Raw genomic sequence first — 19,047 nt, forward strand, 5'->3', positions numbered from 1 at the left:
CGGTCAGGCGGTTTTCTCCCAGACCGATACGTGCTGGCGGCTCTCGCCCGTGAACGGCTCGCGCGTCCAGCCGTCCCAGCGTTCCCGCAACCGCAGTCCGGCGAGCTGAGCCATCAGGTCCAGCTCCGCCGGCCACACATACCGGAAGGGGATCGACCTGTACTCGCCACGGCCGTCCATGACGTCGACATAGTTGGAGCTCATCTCCTGGGTGGCGACGTCGTAGATGTCGTACGCCCATCCCGTCGGGCCCGTGTGGAACGGTACGACGTTCTGTCCGGGCGGAAGCTTTCGCAGTTCCGGGACCATGACCTCGACGACGAAGCAGCCTCCCGGCCGGAGGTGAGCGGCGGCGTTGCGGAAGCAGTCCACCTGCGCGGACTGGGTGGTCAGATTCATGATGGTGTTGAAGACGAGGTAGGCGACGGAGAAGGTCCCGTCCACTCTCGTCGTCGCGAAGTCCCCGATCGTCACACCGATCGCGTCGCCGCCCGGCTTGCCGCGGAGCCGGGCGACCATTGCCCGCGACATGTCGATGCCATGGACCGGGACGCCCCGGTGTGACAGCGGCAGTGCGATACGTCCCGTACCGACGGCCAGCTCAAGCGCCCGGCCGTCCCCGGCGAGGCCGGCCAGGAAGTCGGCTGTGGTCTCGATGACACCGGGGTCGAACTCGCCGCCCGACGAGTCGTCGTACGTCGCCGCGACCCGCTCTCCGAAGTAACCGTCCTGATCGTCCATGGCCGGGACCGTACTGCAAACAGAGCCCGCGACACCCGTGATTTTCTTGGGGGCGACGGCCGCGACGCTCTCGGATCCCCGACGGCCTCGGGCCCCGGAGCGAGCGGTACGACCGCCGCCCCGGGGCAGCCTCGCCGGGAGGGAGAGGCACTAGCTGACGGCGCCGCGCCGGAAGACCGCTCGCGCCCACAGGTAGCCGACCAGGGTGAGGCCGGCACACCAGGCGAGGGCGGCGGGCGCGCTGCCGCCGATCCCGGTGCCCATCAGCAGGCCCCGCAGGGTCTCGATGATCGGAGTGAAGGGCTGGTACTCCGCGAACCAGCGCACACCGGTCGGCATCGACTCCGTCGGGACGATGGCGCTGCCGACGAAGGGCAGGAACTGCAGCGGCAGAGGCATGTTGCTGGCGGTCTCGGGGGTCTTGGCGACAAGGCCGATCGCCGCCGACAGCCAGGTGAGCGCCAGGATCAGCAGGACGAGAAGGCCGACGGCCGCGATCCACTCGACGGGGGTGGCGCTGGGCCTGAAGCCCATGAGCAGCGCGACACCGATGACAAGGGCGACGCTCACCAGGGTCTGTATCACCCCGCCGACGACATGCCCGGTCAGAAAGGACGCCCGGGAGATCGGCATCGTTCGGAAACGGTTGACGATGCCTTCGGTCTTGTCGACGCACACTCCGACCGCGGTGACCAGGGCGCCGGATGTCGCGGCCATCAGGATGATGCCGGGGGCGACATAGTCGATGTAGTCGGTGGTACCCGCGGCGCCGCCGATGCCGCTGCCCAGGGCGCCGCCGAAGACATAGGTGAAGACCAGGAGCATCATCACGGGCAGCGCGACGACCGAGACCGTCATGGAGGGGTAGCGCTGTGCGTGCTTCAGATTGCGCCGCAGCATCGTCAGCGAGTCGGTGACGGCATAGGACGGGGTGCTCATCGGGCGTGCTCCTTCCGGGAGTTGGCCTCGTCGCCGGGCCGGGGGCTGCCGGTGAGGGTGAGAAAGACGTCGTCGAGATCGGGAGTGTGCACCGTGAGCGCCTCGGCCTGCACCAACGCGTGGTCCAGTACGTCGAGGACGGCGCGCAGGGTGGGAATGCTTCCGTCGCTCGGGATGTGCAGGGTGAGCGCCTCGCTGTCGCGCTTCACGGCGGGGAAGAGGGCGGCGGCCGAGTCGAGTCGAGTCTCGTCGGCGAACCGGAGGCGGATATGGCCGCCGGGGATACGGCGCTTCAGCTCTTCCGCGGTGCCTTCCGCGACCAGCTTCCCATGGTCCAGGACGGCGATACGGTCGGCGAGCTGATCGGCCTCCTCCAGATACTGCGTGGTCAGGAAGATCGTGACGCCTTCGTCGGCGACCAGCGCACGGATGATCTCCCACATGGTGCGGCGGCTGCGCGGATCGAGTCCGGTCGTCGGCTCGTCGAGGAAGATGATGCGCGGATCACCGACCAGGGTCATCGCGAGATCGAGCTTGCGCCGCATACCGCCCGAGAAGGTGACGACGGACGTGGTGGCCGCCTCGGTCAGATCGAACCGGCGCAGCAGCTCGGCGGTGCGGCGGCGGCCTTCGCGGCGGTCGAGATGGAACAGGTCCGCCATGAGGAGCAGGTTCTCCTCGGCTGTGAGCAGGTTGTCCACCGCCGAGAACTGGCCGGTGACACCGATCAGGGCGCGTACGGCGTCGGCGTCGCGGGCCACATCGTGCCCCGCGACCCGGGCCGTTCCGGCGTTCGCGGGGATGAGGGTGGAGAGGATCTGCACGGTGGTGGTCTTGCCCGCCCCGTTGGGTCCGAGCAGCGCGAAGACGGAGCCCTCGGGGATGCTCAGGTCGATGCTGTCGAGGACCACCTTGTCGCCGTAGGACTTGGACAGGCCGGTGGCGGTGATCGCCGGGGCGAGGGCGGTGGACGAGCGGGCGGATGCGGAGGACGCGGGAGGCGCGGTCATGGCGTTCATGTCCTTGTCTGCGGTACGGAGTTCCGGGCGGTACGGAGTTCCGCGGCAACGGCCGGCTCCGGTACGGGTGGCCCGGTCCTGGTCCGCGGTGCGGGCGGTCGAATACGCGGCGCGGCACGGTACGGCTGATACGGATTGATCAGGGGCGGCGGATCACGATGTCGCCGAGCCCGGTGCGGGCGCGCACCTCGACGGTCTCGTCGGAGGCGCCGGGGCCCTCGGACGGGCTGAGGGAGTTGCGTACCCGCCCGAGGCGGGTGTTCACGTCGAGCCAGGCGGCGGTGGACTCGGGGATCCCGACCTCCAAGTCGCCGGAGGCGGTCTGGAGCACGATCTGGCCGCGCGCCACCTCACCGATCCGGATGCCGCCGTTGGCGGACTTGGCCTCGACTCCGGCGTGCGCGACGCCCACGGAGATACGGCCGTTGGACGAGGACGCGCGGAGGTCGCCGGTGACCTCGCCGATCGTGGTCTCGCCGTTGAGGTTCTTGACCGTGGCGGTGCCGGTGACCGTACCGATGTCGACCCGGCCGGCCCCGGTGACCTCGGCGTCCCCGGCGGCGTGCGCCAGGTGGATGTCGCCGTGGCTGGTCTTCAGGGTCGCGGCCCCCGCCTCGTCGACCCGGATGTCGCCGGCCGAGGTCTTGAGCCCGCACGCCCCGAGCGGCCCCTCACAGATGAAGTTCCCCAGGGGCGAGGTGCCACGGATGTCCGAGCCGGCCGGCAGCTCGATGGTCACGTCGATCGCACCGCTCCGGCCGAACAGGGAGCGGTTCTTGGGTCCCTTGACCCGCAACGTACCGCCGGAACAGACCACTTCGACCTGGCGCGCGGCCCGTACGTCGGCGTCGTCGGCGCCGTCGCCGGGCAGGACCTCGACGACCGTGTCGGTGCGCTTGCTCGCGGTGATCCGGACGGACCCGATGTCGAATTCGAGAGTGACCGAGATCGGCTCGGGGGTGTCGAAAATAGGCATGGCAGTACCGTCCTCATGGCTGTGGTGTGTTTTTCCCGCCACCTGAGGCGGGTGAGAATGCGTACGAAGTCGTTGTGGGTGGGCAGGCGCGGTGCGGCCGAACAGGCGCGGTGCGGGGGTGCTAGCGCACCCAGCCCTTGTAGCCCTTCTGACCCCGGGGGCGGCTGCGGCCCGGGGTGCTGCCGGGCTCGGCGGACTGACCGGGCTCCAGGGCCGTGGCCACCGCCCGTACCAGCCAGGCGTTGACGGACAGGCCCTCGTGTCCCGCGGCGTCCTCGACCCGGGCCTTGAGATGGGCGGGCAGACGGAAGTTGATCCGGGCCATACCGCCCTCGTCGCCGTCCGGGGCGGCGGGAACGGGTACCGGAGCCGGTGCCGATGCTGGTGCCACCGTGGCACCATGTGGCACCTCATCGTATGGTTCCGGCACCGGCGGTGGCGTCACCACGAACTCGGGATCGAGCCCGCGCAGCCGTACGTCGACCGATCCCGGCGCCAGCTCGCGGGTCACCTCCTCCATGGCGGCGGACAGCGCGTTGAGCAGGGTGAGCCGGGCGGCCGACTCCAGAGGCGCGGTGAGCCGCTCCGCCAGGGCGCGGGCTTCGTCTCCGCCCGCGTCCGCTGCGACGGCGAGCTCGTGCCGGAGGTTGCCGACATACGGCGTGAGGTCCATAACGCCATCATGGCACACCCATAGCACCATGTCGAGCCATCATGGCGCCATCACGTGCCACACGGTGGCGCCACCGGCCGTCAGACCTGATCCGTCAGAGGTGTGCGCTCACGCTTCGGAGGCCTCGGAGGACTCCGTGGGAGATTCCTGAGTGATCGGCAGGAGGACCTGGAAGCGGGTGTTCCCCGGCTGGGACTGCACGCGGATGTCGCCCCGGTGCTTGTTGACGACGATGCGGTACGAGATGTCGAGGCCGAGGCCGGTCCCGTCGCCCACGGACTTGGTCGTGAAGAAGGGTTCGAAAATCCGGGGCCTGATCTCCGCAGGGATGCCGGGTCCGGTGTCGGCGACCTCCACCAGGAACTGCTCGCCGTCCCTGCGGGTGGCCAGGGTGAGGGTGCCCTCGTCGCCCATGGCGTCGACCGCGTTGTCGATCAGATTGGTCCACACCTGGTTGAGTTCCGCGCCGTACGCCGGAATCTCCGGGAGGTCCCGGTCGTACTGCTTGACCACCCGGATCCCGGCCGGGATCTTGCCCTTCAGCATGGTCAGGGTGGCGTCGAGCAGGGTGTGCACATCAACGGTCCGGTGCGGTGCCCGGTCGAGCTGGGAATACTGCTTCGCCGCTCCGACCAGGTCCGAGACCCGCGTCACGGCGTCGTCGATCTCGCCCATCAGGAGTTCGGTGTCGATGGCGTACGCGAGCCAGCGCACCGCCGAGTCCAGATGGTCCTCGCCCACCGTCTCGGCGACCGTGGACAGCCAGGGCACGCCCACCCCGCCCGACACCAGGACCGGTGCGAGGTCCCAGGGGTTCGCGACCTCGTGCTCCTCCAGCCAGTCGCCGATCTCGTCCTCGGCGTCGGCGGCGGCCAGCGCCGACAGCGGGGAGGCAGCGGCTGCCTGCTTGACCGCCGCGTCCTGGAGCTCCACCAGACCCCGCAGCCGGGTGCCGTCGAGTCGGCCGTCCGCGATCAGGGCGAGCTTGTGGCGCATCCCGCTCACCCGCTCGCGCAGCGCCTCGGTGGCCCGCACCGCCGCCGCGGCCGGGTTGTTGAGTTCATGGGTGAGGCCGGCGGACAGGGCGCCGAGCGCGACCAGCCGTTCGCGTTCGCCCATGACCGTGTCCGCGGCGCGGGTGCCGAAGAACAGGCCTTCCAGCAGGTGGAGCGCCATCGGGAACCAGTCCCGCATCGCGTCCGCGAACTCCTCGGCCGGCAGCACGAAGAACTCGGCGTCGCTGACGGCCCGCATGGTGTTCGGATACGCCTGGTCCACCCGGTCGCCCAGATACGCCTGGGTGGCCCCGCCGTACACACCGCGCTTGTCGGTCCTGGTGACCTCGATGTCGTCCCCGTGCAGCCGCCTGCTGAGCGTCACCGCGCCGCTGAGCAGGACGAAGAAGCAGGTGGCCGGCTCGCCCTCCTGGTAGACGGCCGTGCCGCCCCGGCGTACTTCCACCCTGCCCCGCTCGGCCAGCCACCCGAGCTGGCCGTCGTCGAGCGACTCGAACAGGAACAGGGTGCGCACCTGGTCCGGTGTCAACCGGTCAGAAGCAGTCATGGCGCCTCCACAACGACGGGCGCCTGAGCGTTCATTGCGCCTCCAGATAACGATGGACCAGCGAGATGGCCATCGCGCCGTCACCGACGGCCGAGGCGACCCGCTTCAGGGACGCGGCGCGGACGTCTCCGGCCGCGAACACGCCCGGGACGCTGGACTCCAGGTGGTACGGGTCCCGGGGCAGCGTCCAGCCGGGCGGGCGCTGTCCGTCGGCGAGCAGGTCGGGGCCGGTGAGCACGAAGCCCAGCGCGTCGCGCGCGACCACGCCGTCCAGCCACTCCGTACGCGGCTCGGCGCCGATGAAGACGAACAGCCAGGAGGTGTCGACGGTCTCCTCGGCGCCCGACCGGGCGTCCCGCAGTGTCAGCCGCTGGAGGTGCCCGTCCCCCTCCCCGGCGATCACCTCGGTCCAGGGGTGGACGACGATATTGCCGATGTCGCGGATCTGCTCGATCAGATAGCTGGACATCGACCGGGAAAGATCGGCGCCTCTGATCAGCATGTGCACACGCTTGGCGTAGCGGGAGAAGTGCACGGCCGCCTGGCCGGCCGAGTTGGCGCCGCCGACCATGTACACCTCCTCGCCCGAGCAGGTGGGCGCCTCGGTGACGGCCGATCCGTAGAAGACCCCGGCGCCCGTGAACTCCTCCAGGCTGGGCGCGGCCAGTCTGCGGTACGAGACGCCGGTGGCCAGCACGACCGTGTGCGCGGTGATCGAGGAGCCCTCGCCGAACCGCAGGACCCGCCCCGCACCGGCCGGTTCCAGGGCGACGACCTCGCGGGTGCTGAGGATCTCGGCGCCGAACTTCAGCGCCTGGCGGCGGGCCCGGTTGGTGAGCTGTGAGCCGGAGACACCGTCGGGGAAACCGAGATAGTTCTCGATCCTGCTGCTCTGGCCCGCCTGCCCGCCGGTGGCCTCGCGCTCCACCAGGACCGTACGCAGCCCCTCGGAGGCTCCGTACACCGCGGCGCCGAGCCCGGCGGGTCCGCCGCCGACCACCACGAGATCGTAGAAGTCCGAGGTGGGGGTGGTGCTCAGCCCGACATGCGCGGCGAGTTCGCCCTCGGCGGGCGCCACCATGGTCGTACCGTCGGGTGTGACCACCAGCGGTACGTCGGTTGCGGTGACTCCGGCGGCGGCGAGCAGCCGGGTGCCCTCGGGCTCGTCGGCCGGGAGCCAGCGGTACGGGACCAGATTGCGGGCGAGGAAGTCCCGTACGGCGAAGGACGGGGCGGACCAGCGGTGCCCCACCACCCGGGTCTCGGTGCAGCCCGGGTCGGGCGTGGCCAGCCAGGCCTCCAGAAGCGAGTCGATCACCGGGTAGAGGTGCTCCTCCGGCGGGTTCCACGGCTTGAGGAGATAGTGGTCGAGATCGACGACATTGATCGCGTCGATGGCGGCGCCGGTGTCCGCGTACGCCGTCAGCAGCACCCGCCGGGCCAGCGGGAAGAGGTCCATCGCCGCTTCGAGGAACTCGATGCCGTTCATCTTCGGCATCCGGTAGTCGGCGAGCATCACCGCGAGCCGTTCGCCGCGCAGCTTGATCTCCTGGAGCGCTTCCAGTGCCTCAGCGCCGGAGACGGCGCGGACGACCCGGTACCGGTCGCCGTACCGGCGCCGGATGTCGCGGGCTACGGCCCGGGAGACCGCCGGATCGTCGTCGACCGTCAGGATCGTCGGATTCGCCATGCCCTCACCATCGTCTGCGGACGAAACGGCCTGAACACCGGCCTGAACACCAGTGTACGAGCGGACGGGCGCCGGGTTCCGGCGCGGTCCGGCGCTACGTGATGCTGCTCCGTCGCCGTCGGGGACCACATGGAATCGCGATGGTAGAATGGTATGACAGTTTGGCCTCAGTTGGAGATCTTCGACCGGAGAGGACACCCGATGCCGCCCGAAGACCAGCGACGCAGCCCCCGGCGGGACATGGGACATGGCATACCGGAAGCGGGGTACCGGTGAGCGACACGGCCGCGGGCGGCGGCACGCTGATCGTCGGCGCGAGCCAAGCGGGTCTGCAACTCGCAGTATCCCTGCGGCAGTTGGGTGACAAAGCACCGATCACCCTGGTGGGCGAGGAACCTCATCCGCCCTATCAGCGACCGCCCCTGTCCAAGGAGTTCCTGACCGGTGAGGCGGATCTCGCGTCGCTGGACTTCCGGGTACCCGGCTTCTACGAGGCCGCGGGGATCGACCTCGTCCGCGGCGAGCAGGTCACCGATGTCGCGCTGACCGCCGGCGGCCGGCCCGGTTCCGGTGTCGCGGTGACGGCGGGCGGGCGCACTCTGGCGTTCGACCGGCTGGCCCTCACCGTGGGTTCCACTCCGCGGCGTCTCACCCTGCCCGGCTCCGGCCTCGGCGGGATCTGCGTCCTGCGGGACCGCGACGACGCGGCCCATCTGCGGTCGCGGCTCCTGACCGCCGGACGGGTCGTGGTGGTGGGCGGCGGATTCATCGGTCTTGAGACGGCGGCGGTGGCCCGGGCACTCGGCAAGGAGGTCACCGTGGTCGAGGCGGCGCCCCGGCTGCTCGGGCGCGCCGTGGCCCCGGTCGTCTCCGACTTCTATCTGCGGGCGCACCGGCGGCGCGGGATCCGTGTCCTGCTGTCGGGCTCGGTGACCGGGTTCGACGGGGCGGCCGGGCAGGTGACGGGGGTGGGACTCGCCGACGGCACCCGCCTCCCCGCCGATCTGGTGCTCGTGGGTGTCGGCGCCGTTCCCCGTACCGAACTCGCCGAGCGGCTCGGGCTGGAGTGCGACCAGGGCATCGTCGTCGATGCCGGGGCCCGTACCAGCGATCCCGCGATCTGCGCCGCGGGCGACTGCACCGTACAGCCGCATCCCACGACCGGTGCCGGAAGGGTGCGGCTGGAGTCCGTGCAGAACGCCGTCGCGCAGGCCACCGTGGCGGCCGCGACCCTGCTCGGGCAGCCGGCGGGGCCGCGGGCGGTGCCGTGGTTCTGGTCGTACCAAGGCGATCTGAAGCTCCAGATCGCCGGGCTCTCCACGGGTTACGACGAGTATGTGGTGCGCGGCGATCCGGACAGCGAGCGGTTCTCCGTCCTCTATTACCGGGACGGGCGGCTCCTGGCGGCGGATTCCGTCAACAGCCCGGCCGACTACATGGCCGTACGGGGGGCGCTCACCCGGGGCGCCACCGTCGAGCCCGGTGCGGCGGCCGATACGGCCACGTCCCTGAAGCTCCTGGTCACCGGTGCCCGTACCGACGCGGTCCTGCCGACCTGACATCCGGATGTCCGGCGCCTGACAGCGGCCGCACACAGCTCCGGCCCCGTCCTCCCACAGCGAGGACGGGGCCGGACTTCCGCCGGGCGGGCGTCAGATGACCGCCGCCTCCAGCGACTCCGGCGCGAACAGTTCCTCGGGCGTCCACAGCCGCGCGGAGAGCCCCTGTTCGTGGTGGTAGCGCAGGAAGGTCGCCAGGGTCGCGTGGTTGTCCTCGACCCCGTACGACCAGTAGTCCTTGCCCAGCAGGGTCCTGGCCTCCTCAAGCTGTGGGATCAGCCAGGGCAGCATGAAGCGCAGCGCCGAGGTGTCGTACAGACTCGCGTACGCCTCGTCCCTGGCGGTCAGCAGCGCCTTGTTGAGCGACTGCGCGACCCATGGATACGCCTCGTACACATCGCGCCTGATCACCACCACATGCATGATCGGGAAGATGCCGGTCTCCCGGTAGTACTCCTTCTCGCTGGCGACGACATCCGTGAACACCCGCCGCACCCGGGGATCCCCCGCGACGAACGGGCTCGGGACGCGCGGGGTGCACAGCGCGTCGATCTCGCCCTCGGCGAGCATCGCGGCGAGCGTCCGGTCCTCGGCGATACGGCTGATCCGCACCGAGCCCGGCAGGTCGACGCCGGCCTTCTCGACCCGTCCCGCGGTCTCCTGTCCGCCGGTGAGATAGGTGACCGAGTCGTACGGAACGCCGTGCCGGTCCCCCAGGATGCCGCGCATCCACACGCACGCGGTGAGCTGGTACTCCGGGGTGCCGACCCGCTTGCCGCGCAGGTCCTCGGGCGACGAGATCCCGGAGCCGGTGTGGCAGTACAGCGAGCCGTGCCGGAACATCCGGGAGGTGAAGACGGGCAGGGCCACGAAGGGCGAGGGGTCGGCGCGCAGCGACAGGACGTACGAGGACAGCGACATCTCCGCCACCTCGAACTCCTGGTGCCGCATCATCCGGAAGAAGGTCTCCTCGACGGGCAGCCGGAGATAGTTCAGTTCGATGCCGTCGGCGCGTACCGTCCCCTCGGCGAGGGCTCGGGTGCGGTCGTAGTCGCCGCAGGCGAAGGTGAGACGCAGTCGGGACATGGGTTGCCTACCTGCCTTCCGCGGTGAGCCGGGCGTCGAGTCGCGGATAGACCCGGCGGGCGTTCTCCTCGAAGACCTTGCGGCGCTGGTCCTCGGTCAGTCCCGTACGGTCGAGATAGCGTTTGGTGTCGTCCCAGGCGATACCGGTCTCCGGATCGACCCCGCGTACGGCGCCCAGCATCTCCGACGCGAAGAGCATGCTGTCGGCGCCGATCACCTGGTGGAGCAGGTCGATACCGGGCTGGTGGTAGACGCAGGTGTCGAAGAAGACGTTGCGCGCGAGCAGTTCGGCGGGGTCGGGACGGCCGAGCCGTACGGCGAGCCCGCGGTAGCGGCCCCAGTGGTACGGCACGGCCCCGCCGCCGTGCGGGATCACGAACCGGAGCGCGGGGAAGCGCGCGAAGAGGTCGCCCTGGACGAACTGCATGAACACCGACGTGTCCGCGTTCAGGTAATGGGCGCCGAGCGTATGGAAGTTGGGGTTGTGGGAGGTGGAGACATGGACCATCGCGGGGACGTCCAGCTCCGTCATCGCCTCGTACAGCGGGAACCAGTACGGGTCGGTCAGCGGCGGCGAGTCCCACTGGCCGCCGGACGGGTCGGGGTTCAGATTGCAGCCCACGAAGCCCAGTTCGGTGACACAGCGGCGCAGCTCGGCGACCGAGTCGTCGAGCGGACCGCCGGGGGTCTGGGGCAACTGGCACACTCCGGCGAAGTGGGCCGGGAACAGGCCGGCGATCCGATGGACGAGATCGTTGTTCACCCGTGCCCAGGTGCGGGCCGTGGCCGGGTCGGACACATGGTGCTCCATTCCGGAGGCCTTCGGGGAGAACAGCATGAGATCGCCGCCGCGCTGCCGGAGCACCTTGAGCTGGTTGTTCTCGACGCTCTCCCTGATCTCGTCGTCGCTCATGGCGGCGGGCTCGGGCAGCGGCAGGACGGGGTCCCGGAGCCGGGCGAGCTGCGCGTCGCGGAACTCCTGGTGCTGGGGTGGGGCGGTGGTGTAGTGGCCGTGACAGTCGATGATCATCGAATTGCGGTCCTCGTTCGTCGTCTGCCGGATCCGCCGGATCCGGCTTGGCTCATCGGCCCTTGTGCCGTCGGCCGCGGCTCAGTGGTCCTCCGACGGGCCGGCTGCCCCGTCCACATAGGTGAGCCCCTTGCGCGCCAGCCTTTCGCGCATGGCGTGGACATCGAGGCTGAGTTCACCGGCCGTGTACCGCGCGCGGGAGACGGCTTCCTTCTCCTCACGGGCACGGGAGGCCGCCAGCACCTGGGCCGCGCGGAGCCGGGGCACGACCACCACTCCGTCGTCGTCGGCCACGATCACATCGCCGGCCTCAACGCGCTGACCGGCGCAGACGATGGGGGTGTTGACATCGCCCAGGGTCTCCTTGACGGTGCCGTACGCGCAGATGTGGCGCGCCCATACCGGGAAGCCCATCTTCTCCAGCTCGGCCACATCGCGGCAGCCGGCGTCGATGACCGCGCCCCGGACTCCACGGGCGGCGACTGCGGTGGCGAGGAGTTCACCGAAGTAGCCGGCCTCGGACGGGGAGGTCGGGGCGACGACGAGGATGTCCCCCGCCCCGCACTGCTCCACCGCGACATGCAGCATCCAGTTGTCCGCGGGCGGCACACTGACCGTCACCGCGGTGCCCGCGACATGCGCGCCGCGGTAGACCGGCCTGAGCGCGGGCGAGAGAAGCCCGGTGCGGCCCTGGGCCTCGTGCACGGTGGCGACACCGTACGCGCCGAGTCCGTCGGCGGTCGCCCGGTCCGTACGGAGGGGATCGCGCACCACGACGCTCATACCGCCGCCTCCGCCCAGGGCAGCAGGGACACATGGACGGCGTCCTCGCCGTACTCCCCGCCCACGGTCCGGATGGCACGGTCGGTGTCGCCGAGGCCGAAGCTGTGGGTGCTCAGCTTCTCCAGCGGGAAGCGTCCCGAGGCGAGCTGTTCCAGGGCGAGTTCGCAGGAGCGGAAGCTGTGGCCGCGGGCGCTCAGGACGCTGATGGACTTCTCGGTGATCTTCTTCAGCGGGAAGTCGGGGAAGGCCGCCAGTTCGCCCTGGACCACCATCGTGCCCTCGCGGCGCTTGAGCGCGTCGACACCGAGCAGTACGGGGGCGGTGCCGGCGCCCGCGGCGCAGTCGAGGACCACGTCGACGCCCCGGCCGCCGGTGATCTCCAGCACCCGGGCGAGCGCGTCCTCGCGCCGTACGTCGATGACGTCGTCGGCGCCGAGTTCCCTGGCGAGGGCCAGCCGGGCGGCGTCCCGGGTGGTGCCGGTGACGATGATCCGGGAGGCGCCCGCCTGCTTGCAGGCGACGACCTGGGAGAGGCCCTGCTGTCCCGGGCCCTGGATGAGCACCGTCGACGCGTAACCGACTCCGGCGGTGACCAGAGCCCATTCGATGCCGTTCGACAAGGGGGTGACCAGGCCGGCGAGTTCGGCGGAGACCCCGTCGGGCACCCGGTGGATCACCGCGTTCCAGGGCAGGTACAGATACTGCGAGAAGCCGCCCCAGAGGTGGTACGGGTTGCTCGCCGAGGTGTAGCCGTAGCGCCGGGCGTCGGGGTTGGTGCGCCAGTCGGTGGCCTCGCAGTGGCGGTATTCGCCCTGGTGGCACCACTCGCAGCGGAAGCATCCGACATAGTGCTCGACGAAGACACGATCGCCCTCGGCGAGTCCCCTGCGCTCGGTGAAGGTACGGCCGGCCCGGGCGATGACCCCGACGTTCTCGTGCCCCATGATCACCGGGTCGGTGAACGGCGGCTTCGCGTACATCTTCACGTCCGTGCCGCAGATTCCGGCGACCTCGACCTTGAGCAGCGCTCCGTCGTCGGGAATGTCCGGCATCGGGAACTCGCGCAGCTCGGTCGTGCCCGGCGCCGTCCTGACCGCCGCCAGCACCTGCTCCGCCATGGCTTCTCCTCACCCTCGGGGGCTGTCGGGCCGCCACACTACTCTATGGACTGATGGACTGACCATGGTACCTTTCGGGCGTCAGGACGCAGTGTGTGAGCCGAAGAAAGCCGAGCAGACACCATGGCCGCCGTACCTCAGCTCAGGACCGTGACCCGCACCCAGGGCAACAACGAGGCACTCAAGACCGGCGAGGTGGTTCCGCGGGGCTTCCGCTTCGCCTTCGAGGAGGTGCCCGTACTTGTCGACGCCTTCCGGCGCATGGTCCGCGGGCTGGAGTTCGACATCAGCGAGATGGCGCTCACCACCTATCTGGTGGCGAGGGCGCACGGCGTACGGTTCACGGCGCTGCCGGTGTTCCTGGTACGCGGCTTCCACCATGGCGCGATCCTGCGCGACCCCGCGTCGGACATCCGGGTCCCCAAGGATCTGGAGGGCCTCCGGGTCGGTGTGCAGCGCGGTTACACCGTCACCACCGGTGTCTGGGCGCGGGCGGTGCTGCGCGAGGAGTACGGGGTCGATCTCGACCGGGTCCGGTGGGTGCTGTCCGGCGACGAGCATGTGAGCGCGTACCGGCCGCCGGCGAATGTCGAACCGATGGACGGACAGCGCTCGTTGGCCGAGCGGGTGCTCGACGGCGAACTGGCCGCCGTGATCGGCGCGGTCTCCGGCCCGGGCTCGGAGCGGCTGACACCGCTGATCCCGCACCCCGAGGAGGCGGGCTTCACCGCCCTGCGCGAGCGCGGGTTCTATCCCGTCAACCATCTCGTGGTGGTGAGGGACGAGCTGCTGGCCGAGCGGCCGGAGCTGGGCGCGGAGGTCTTCGACGCCTTCGCCCGGGCGAAGCGGCTGTACACCGACCGGCTGCGCGAGGGGGTCCCGGCGAAGCCCGGCGCGGCGGACCTGATGTACGGGCGGGTCATGGAGTTGACCGGCGCCGATCCGCTCCCGTACGGCATCGGACCGAACCGGGCGGTGCTGGAGACGCTGGTACGGCACGCGGTCGACCAGCGGATCCTCGACCGGGCGCCGGTGCTCGAAGAGCTCTTCGCCGAGAGCACGCTCGGCCTGGAGGCCTGAGCCCTGGCGGGCCCCGACGTGTACCGCCCGACGCCCCGTATCTCTGAAGCCGCACTCGCCACTGGAGGAGAGAGCATGCACATCGTCATCGCCGCGGACCACAACGGCGTGGTACTGAAAGGCCACCTGGCGGTATGGCTGGCGGCGCACGGCCACACTGTCGACGACCGCGGCGCCTACGGGGACGCCGATCAGACGGTGGACTATCCGCCGCTCTGCGCCGATGTCTGCTGGCAGGTGACCGACGGTCCGGCGGACCGCGGGATCGTCCTGGGCGGCAGCGGACTGGGCGAGACGATCGCCTGCAACAAGTTCCCCGGGGTTCGGGCCGGGCTCTGCCACGATCTGTGGAGCACCAGGATCTCGCGCGGCAACAACGACTCCAATGTCCTGGTGCTGGCCGCGAGGGTGGTGGCGCCGGCGGCGGCCGAGGAGATCGTGGCCGCGTGGCTGGACACGCCGTTCAAGGGTGGGGTGCACCGGAGGCGGCTCGACCAGATCGCGGCGATCGAGCGGGGCGGCGGGGCGCGGGCGCTCCGGGACGGCGGGGCGCGCTGAGACGGCCGGCCACTGCGGTCACCGCGCCCCGCGCACAGCAGTGCGTCCGGGGCGCGGCTCCCGTATCCCGGCCGGAAGCCGGTCCCGTACTGCTGCTCCCGTACCGCGCTACTCCCGTACCCCGTCCAGGAATTCGAGCACTCGCGCCGGCGCGCTGCGCTCCGTCTGTTCGGTCACGGGGACGCCCCAGTACTCCGCCAGCGGCAGGCATTCCTGGAGGTAGCGGGCGGCGGACGGGGCGTGCGAGTCGTCCTGTCCCGGCACCACGAGCGCCGGGACATCGAGGGTCAGCAGGTCCTCGGGCTCGGGGCCGGGCACCGTGTCGCGGTCGAAGAGCAGCCGGGCCATCCCGCCGACCGTCACCTGGTACCGGTCGGCGTCGGTCCGCGCGTACCGCTCGGCGAACTCGTCGTCCCGCCGGATGACACGCGCCCAGGGGCCGACCCGGGGATCCGCGGTGAAGCCCGCGTCGGTGCTCCGCGCCAGTTCCACCACCCCGGCCGGGCCGTGCTCCTCGGCGTGGGCGAGGTGGCGCAGGAACCGGGCGTGCTGTTTCATGCGGTACTTGACCCCGCCCGCGGGCGAGTAGAGCACCATGCTCAGCACCCGGTCGGGGTGGGCCACGGCGAGCACCGCCGCGGTCGAGCAGCCGACGCAGCCGCCCATCAGATGCGCCCGGCCGATTCCCAGATGGTCGAGAAGGCCCACGCCCTGTGCGGCGTAGCCGGCCCAGGAGATCCGTTCCAGCCGGCCTCCGGACCGGCCGGACTCACGGCGGTCGAAGGTGATACAGGTGTACCGCTCGGTGAGCCGGTCGAGCAGACGCAGCCGCCGGTAGACACCGACCTCGCGCCAGCCTTCGAGGGAGGAGTCGAAGCCGCCGGGGGAGAACATCAGCAGCGGCGGGCCGTCGCCGGCCACCTCGTATCGGGTGGGAATCCCGTCGATGACGGCGGTGGGCATGGCGCGGTTCCTCTCGTGTGGGCCCGGCCAGGTCCTGTCCGGGAGATCTCTGCGGGCCCGGACAGGACCCGGCCGGCTCGGCGGGTGGCGTTCAGTCCGTGGCGGGGGGCGGTACGGGGATGCCTCCGGCGATCTGCCGCGCGGCCCGGACATCCCCCGCGTAGGCCGTGATCGCGTCGAGCGTGGTCCGGGCGACGTTCGCATAGGTGTCGGGCGGGTCGTCGAGGGCCGAAGCGGCATAGCCGATGGCCGCGTTGACCATGCGCATCCGGCCGTCGAGCCAGGGGCCGCCACCGAAGCCGCCGACGACCGGGACGGAGACCGCCTCGGTGACGGCGGCTCCGACGACCGGGCCCGAGTTGGTGAAGTTCAGCAGCGCGGCGCCCGCCTCCTCCAGCCGTCTGGCCTCGGCAACGAGGGCGTCCTTCATCGCCTCGGGCACCTGGTCGGCGGCGGAGGGGATCGCGCGGTACTCGACGCCGTACCGCAGGGCGGTCTGCGGGGTGATGCCGAACTGCGCGCACACCGGGATGCCCGCGCGGGTGATGGCCGTGACCGCCTCGGGGAAGTCCGAGGCGCCGTCGAGCTTGACCATGTCGGCGCCGGCCTCCTTGACGAACCGGATCGCGGCGCGCACCGCGCTGTCGGTGCCCTCCTGAAGCGGTCCGAACGGGAAGTCCGCGCTGACCAGCGCACGGCGCACCCCGCGCCGTACCGCCCGGGTCACCACGAGCATCTCGTCCATGGTGACCTCGAAGGGGTTCGACTGCCCCCAGAGATTGACGCCGACCGTGTCGCCGACCGAGACGAGGTCGACCCCGGCCCGGTCCACGATCCGCGCCATCTGGTAGTCCCAGGCCACCACGCCGACGATCTTGCGGCCGTCCTCCTTCATCCGCCGGAGCGTGCGCGGACTGATCCTGTCGGTCGTGCTGTCGGTCATGAGGGACTCGTCTTCCCGTTCGTCCGGAGGGAAGCCGCTCAGGTTCTAGACCCTGAGGGCCGTGAGCAGTTCGGACACATCGCTCTCGTCGGCGGGCAGCAGCAGCACCCGGGCGTACGGGCGGAGCGCGGCGACCGCGTCACCGGCCTCGAAGCCGTCGCCGAGCACCACCCCCGCTGTGGTGATGCCGTACTTCCAGCAGTGCCGCCCGATCGCGGCGGCGGTGGCCCGGCCGCCGTCCTCGGTGGCGAGGACGACCACCACATCGGTGTCCGTCAGCACCTGTTCGAGCGGTGCGGACGGACCGTCGATCTCCCGCAGCAGCACCGCGCCGCCGGGAGTGTCCGTACCTCCCCGGCCGCGGTTCACATAGAAACGCGCGTTGGTCCACGGCCCGTCGGCCAGCCGGTGCGCGACCCCTTCGGCCCGCTCGTCCAGGGCGATGATCCGCGCGGCCCTGGCGGGCGCGATGCGCGCCCGGATCCGGAACCGCGACTCGCCGGGCGCGGTCGCCCGCGCGCATTCGCTGGGATACGCCGTCGCCGCCGGCATGTCAGACCGACGACTGGGGTACGCCGGGCACCGACTTGACCGCCTCGCGGCACGAGTCGAGGAAGGACTCGGCCTGCGGCAGGACCACCGCCGCCGACCGCACCCTGTGGTGCGCGGGGTCCACCCCGGGCGGGGTCACTCCCTCGTCGCGCAAGGCTATCGCGGCCTTGCGGAGCTTCTGGCGGGCCTTGATGATCCCGCTGTCGGCGGGGACGAGACGCTCCCGGGTACGGTCCACGATCGGCCCCATGCTCTCCTGGAGGGAGGCGTCCTGCATGGCGATGCCCGCGACCCCCGAGTAGGTGTCGCCGCGCTTCTGGGCCTCGCGGTCGATCAGATAGTCGTTGTCCATATTGGCCTCGGGCCGGTAGGTGCCCGGGATGTTCTTGCTGTGGACGCCGTGCCCGTCCATCATCGCCTGGCGCTCCGTGTCCGTGAGCGCGCGGACCGGGTGGTAGTCGAACGAGTAGGTCCAGCAGTTCTCGTCGTCGATCGGCACCCAGAAGTGGCCGTGGATCGGGTGGTCGCCGCGCGGGGGCACCATGGTGAAGTTGGGCATCACCCAGGGCGTGATCCGCCAGTAGTAGGTGCCTTCCTCCGCGTTGCGCCGGGCGCCCACGAAGAGACCGCCGTCGCTGTCGGCGACCTCGAAGAACGGCTTGGTGTCGTTCATGTTGTACTCGTTGCCCTTGGCGCCCCGGAACAGCGGGTCGGTCTTCAGCCCGCCGGAGTGCAGGAAGGTGACATGGCTGGAGTCGATACCGCCCTCGAACGCCTGGAGCCAGTTGCACTGCTGCCAGCGCTTGGAGGTGTAGGTCTGCTCCGGCGGCACCAGGGCGAATTCGAACTCGGGCAGCGCGGGCCGGGTGGCCGCGTCCCCCATATGGGTCCACAGCACATCGCCGATCTTCACCAGCGGATACGCGGTGAGCTGCACGTTCCGGCAGAAGCTGCTGTTGTCCGCCTCCGAGGGCACCTCGACGCACTGTCCGGTGACGTCGTACTTCCAGCCGTGGTACGGACAGCGCAGCCCGGATCCCTCGTTGCGGCCGAACCACAGTGAGGCACCGCGGTGCGCGCAGAACTCGTCGACCAGGCCGTACCGTCCCTCGCTGTCGCGGAAGGCGACCATGCGCTCCGAGAGGAGCTTGACGCGTACGGGCGGGGAGTCGTTCTCCGGAAGCTCCTCGGCCAGCAGCGCGGGGATCCAGTACTGCCGGAACAGCTCCCCCATGGGTGTCCCGGGGCCGGTCTGCGTGAGCAGCTCGTTGATGTCTTGTCTTAGCACAGCCGTTTCCCTTTCAGGTACTGAGCGCTCAGGGCTGCTCGGGCGGGATGTCGACGGTCAGCCCGTCCAGCTCCGGGGTGACACGGATCTGGCAGGAGAGGCGGCTGGTGCTCCTGCGGTCGGACACCCCCATGTCGAGCAGGTCGTCCTCCATGTCGCCCGGCGGGCCGACGAGCGGCGTGAACTCCTCCCGTACCCACACATGGCAGGTGGCGCAGGAGCAGTTGCCCCCGCACTCCGCCACGATCCCCGGGACGCCGTTCCTGACCGCTGCCGCCATCACCGAATCCCCGGCCGTCGCGTCGACGGTGTACGAGGAGCCGGCGCTGCCGACGAAGATCACCTTGGGCAAGGTCCTACTCCCTCTCCGGGCTTCTGTCTCTTCAGGGCTGGTCTCTTCCGAAGCGACGGACGCGGCACCGAGCCATCCCGCCCTTGGTCCGACCATTAGACCAGATTGCTGAGAGGTGAACAAGGAGGTGGCGC

At 70.5% G+C, this 19,047-nt stretch carries 19 protein-coding genes; 3 read left to right on the forward strand and 16 right to left on the reverse strand.

The features are described from left to right. Nucleotides 1-3: 3 nt before the first annotated feature. From KQY30_RS00460 to KQY30_RS00490, 7 genes are all read right to left on the reverse strand, one after another. A complete protein-coding gene (locus tag KQY30_RS00460; RefSeq protein WP_217305024.1) occupies nt 4-741 on the reverse strand; it encodes a class I SAM-dependent methyltransferase in 738 nt (245 codons plus the stop codon). A 150-nt stretch (nt 742-891) separates the two neighbouring features. Next, complete coding sequence (locus KQY30_RS00465) at nt 892-1,680, reverse strand: ABC transporter permease (protein ID WP_217305025.1); 789 nt, start codon at nt 1,678-1,680, stop codon at nt 892-894. Then, nucleotides 1,677-2,690 carry an ATP-binding cassette domain-containing protein gene (locus KQY30_RS00470; protein ID WP_217305026.1) on the reverse strand — a complete coding sequence of 338 codons (1,014 nt, stop codon included), beginning with the start codon at nt 2,688-2,690 and terminating at the stop codon, nt 1,677-1,679. The genes KQY30_RS00465 and KQY30_RS00470 overlap by 4 nt, the downstream gene beginning before the upstream one ends. A 148-nt stretch (nt 2,691-2,838) precedes the next feature. Next, nucleotides 2,839-3,675 carry a DUF4097 family beta strand repeat-containing protein gene (locus KQY30_RS00475; protein ID WP_217305027.1) on the reverse strand — a complete coding sequence of 279 codons (837 nt, stop codon included), beginning with the start codon at nt 3,673-3,675 and terminating at the stop codon, nt 2,839-2,841. A 121-nt stretch (nt 3,676-3,796) separates the two neighbouring features. Continuing rightward, entirely contained in the window at nt 3,797-4,348 is a 552-nt protein-coding gene (locus KQY30_RS00480) for a hypothetical protein (protein WP_217305028.1), read from the reverse strand. Nucleotides 4,349-4,456: 108 nt separating this feature from the next. Continuing rightward, nucleotides 4,457-5,911 carry an ATP-binding protein gene (locus KQY30_RS00485; protein WP_217305029.1) on the reverse strand — a complete coding sequence of 485 codons (1,455 nt, stop codon included), beginning with the start codon at nt 5,909-5,911 and terminating at the stop codon, nt 4,457-4,459. A 31-nt stretch (nt 5,912-5,942) separates the two neighbouring features. Beyond that, nucleotides 5,943-7,601: an FAD-dependent oxidoreductase gene (locus tag KQY30_RS00490; protein ID WP_217305030.1), complete on the reverse strand. Its 1,659-nt coding sequence runs from the start codon at nt 7,599-7,601 to the stop codon at nt 5,943-5,945. Between the two features lie 272 nt (nt 7,602-7,873). Here KQY30_RS00490 and KQY30_RS00495 point away from each other — a divergent pair, with 272 nt between their 5' ends. Beyond that, on the forward strand, nt 7,874-9,160 hold the full coding sequence (locus tag KQY30_RS00495; RefSeq protein ID WP_254406847.1) for an NAD(P)/FAD-dependent oxidoreductase: 1,287 nt from the start codon (nt 7,874-7,876) through the stop codon (nt 9,158-9,160). Between the two features lie 93 nt (nt 9,161-9,253). On the opposite strand, the gene KQY30_RS00500 is transcribed toward KQY30_RS00495, so the two are convergent. From KQY30_RS00500 to KQY30_RS00515, 4 genes are all read right to left on the reverse strand, one after another. Then, nucleotides 9,254-10,246 carry an ABC transporter substrate-binding protein gene (locus KQY30_RS00500; protein WP_217305032.1) on the reverse strand — a complete coding sequence of 331 codons (993 nt, stop codon included), beginning with the start codon at nt 10,244-10,246 and terminating at the stop codon, nt 9,254-9,256. Between the two features lie 7 nt (nt 10,247-10,253). Further along, the gene (locus KQY30_RS00505; RefSeq protein ID WP_217305033.1) at nt 10,254-11,276 is read right to left on the reverse strand and encodes an amidohydrolase family protein; all 1,023 of its coding nucleotides are present in this window, start codon (nt 11,274-11,276) and stop codon (nt 10,254-10,256) included. 81 nt (nt 11,277-11,357) lie between these two features. Then, nucleotides 11,358-12,059, reverse strand: coding sequence for a 4-carboxy-4-hydroxy-2-oxoadipate aldolase/oxaloacetate decarboxylase (locus KQY30_RS00510; RefSeq protein WP_217305034.1), 702 nt, complete (start codon nt 12,057-12,059; stop codon nt 11,358-11,360). Further along, nucleotides 12,056-13,177 carry a zinc-binding dehydrogenase gene (locus KQY30_RS00515; protein ID WP_217305035.1) on the reverse strand — a complete coding sequence of 374 codons (1,122 nt, stop codon included), beginning with the start codon at nt 13,175-13,177 and terminating at the stop codon, nt 12,056-12,058. The genes KQY30_RS00510 and KQY30_RS00515 overlap by 4 nt, the downstream gene beginning before the upstream one ends. A 123-nt stretch (nt 13,178-13,300) precedes the next feature. On the opposite strand from KQY30_RS00515, the gene KQY30_RS00520 reads away from it, so the two are divergent. Together KQY30_RS00520 and KQY30_RS00525 are read left to right on the forward strand one after the other, a co-directional pair. Next, nucleotides 13,301-14,257 carry an ABC transporter substrate-binding protein gene (locus tag KQY30_RS00520; RefSeq protein ID WP_217305036.1) on the forward strand — a complete coding sequence of 319 codons (957 nt, stop codon included), beginning with the start codon at nt 13,301-13,303 and terminating at the stop codon, nt 14,255-14,257. A 75-nt stretch (nt 14,258-14,332) separates the two neighbouring features. After that, nucleotides 14,333-14,815 (forward strand): RpiB/LacA/LacB family sugar-phosphate isomerase, encoded by a 483-nt coding sequence (locus KQY30_RS00525; protein ID WP_217305037.1) that lies wholly within the window; start codon nt 14,333-14,335, stop codon nt 14,813-14,815. 108 nt (nt 14,816-14,923) lie between these two features. Here the strand turns inward: KQY30_RS00525 and KQY30_RS00530 are convergent, their stop codons facing one another. The 5 genes from KQY30_RS00530 to KQY30_RS00550 all read right to left on the reverse strand — a co-directional run bounded on the left by KQY30_RS00530 (nt 14,924) and on the right by KQY30_RS00550 (nt 18,904). Further along, nucleotides 14,924-15,778 carry an alpha/beta fold hydrolase gene (locus KQY30_RS00530; RefSeq protein ID WP_217305038.1) on the reverse strand — a complete coding sequence of 285 codons (855 nt, stop codon included), beginning with the start codon at nt 15,776-15,778 and terminating at the stop codon, nt 14,924-14,926. 91 nt (nt 15,779-15,869) lie between these two features. Beyond that, the gene (locus tag KQY30_RS00535; protein ID WP_217305039.1) at nt 15,870-16,721 is read right to left on the reverse strand and encodes a 3-methyl-2-oxobutanoate hydroxymethyltransferase; all 852 of its coding nucleotides are present in this window, start codon (nt 16,719-16,721) and stop codon (nt 15,870-15,872) included. Between the two features lie 45 nt (nt 16,722-16,766). Beyond that, nucleotides 16,767-17,273, reverse strand: a complete 507-nt coding sequence (locus tag KQY30_RS00540; RefSeq protein WP_217305040.1) for a 3-methyl-2-oxobutanoate hydroxymethyltransferase — start codon at nt 17,271-17,273, stop codon at nt 16,767-16,769. A 1-nt stretch (nt 17,274) separates the two neighbouring features. Further along, on the reverse strand, nt 17,275-18,561 hold the full coding sequence (locus KQY30_RS00545; RefSeq protein WP_217305041.1) for an aromatic ring-hydroxylating dioxygenase subunit alpha: 1,287 nt from the start codon (nt 18,559-18,561) through the stop codon (nt 17,275-17,277). 28 nt (nt 18,562-18,589) lie between these two features. Further along, the gene (locus tag KQY30_RS00550) at nt 18,590-18,904 is read right to left on the reverse strand and encodes a 2Fe-2S iron-sulfur cluster-binding protein (protein ID WP_254407504.1); all 315 of its coding nucleotides are present in this window, start codon (nt 18,902-18,904) and stop codon (nt 18,590-18,592) included. Between the last annotated feature and the right edge of the window lie 143 nt (nt 18,905-19,047).

This window comes from Streptomyces sp. GMY02, assembly GCF_019056675.1.
Lineage (GTDB): Bacteria > Actinomycetota > Actinomycetes > Streptomycetales > Streptomycetaceae > Streptomyces > Streptomyces odonnellii.

Coding starts and splice junctions, on each gene's coding strand:
- KQY30_RS00470 (WP_217305026.1), bottom strand. CDS start 2,690: ATGACCGCGCCTCCCGCGTCCTCCGCATCCGCCCGCTCGTCCACCGCC.
- KQY30_RS00505 (WP_217305033.1), bottom strand. CDS start 11,276: ATGATCATCGACTGTCACGGCCACTACACCACCGCCCCACCCCAGCAC.
- KQY30_RS00475 (WP_217305027.1), bottom strand. CDS start 3,675: ATGCCTATTTTCGACACCCCCGAGCCGATCTCGGTCACTCTCGAATTC.
- KQY30_RS00525 (WP_217305037.1), top strand. CDS start 14,333: ATGCACATCGTCATCGCCGCGGACCACAACGGCGTGGTACTGAAAGGC.
- KQY30_RS00490 (WP_217305030.1), bottom strand. CDS start 7,601: ATGGCGAATCCGACGATCCTGACGGTCGACGACGATCCGGCGGTCTCC.
- KQY30_RS00540 (WP_217305040.1), bottom strand. CDS start 17,273: ATGCCGGCGGCGACGGCGTATCCCAGCGAATGCGCGCGGGCGACCGCG.
- KQY30_RS00500 (WP_217305032.1), bottom strand. CDS start 10,246: ATGTCCCGACTGCGTCTCACCTTCGCCTGCGGCGACTACGACCGCACC.
- KQY30_RS00485 (WP_217305029.1), bottom strand. CDS start 5,911: ATGACTGCTTCTGACCGGTTGACACCGGACCAGGTGCGCACCCTGTTC.
- KQY30_RS00480 (WP_217305028.1), bottom strand. CDS start 4,348: ATGGACCTCACGCCGTATGTCGGCAACCTCCGGCACGAGCTCGCCGTC.
- KQY30_RS00530 (WP_217305038.1), bottom strand. CDS start 15,778: ATGCCCACCGCCGTCATCGACGGGATTCCCACCCGATACGAGGTGGCC.
- KQY30_RS00520 (WP_217305036.1), top strand. CDS start 13,301: ATGGCCGCCGTACCTCAGCTCAGGACCGTGACCCGCACCCAGGGCAAC.
- KQY30_RS00515 (WP_217305035.1), bottom strand. CDS start 13,177: ATGGCGGAGCAGGTGCTGGCGGCGGTCAGGACGGCGCCGGGCACGACC.
- KQY30_RS00510 (WP_217305034.1), bottom strand. CDS start 12,059: ATGAGCGTCGTGGTGCGCGATCCCCTCCGTACGGACCGGGCGACCGCC.
- KQY30_RS00465 (WP_217305025.1), bottom strand. CDS start 1,680: ATGAGCACCCCGTCCTATGCCGTCACCGACTCGCTGACGATGCTGCGG.
- KQY30_RS00460 (WP_217305024.1), bottom strand. CDS start 741: ATGGACGATCAGGACGGTTACTTCGGAGAGCGGGTCGCGGCGACGTAC.
- KQY30_RS00535 (WP_217305039.1), bottom strand. CDS start 16,721: ATGACCGACAGCACGACCGACAGGATCAGTCCGCGCACGCTCCGGCGG.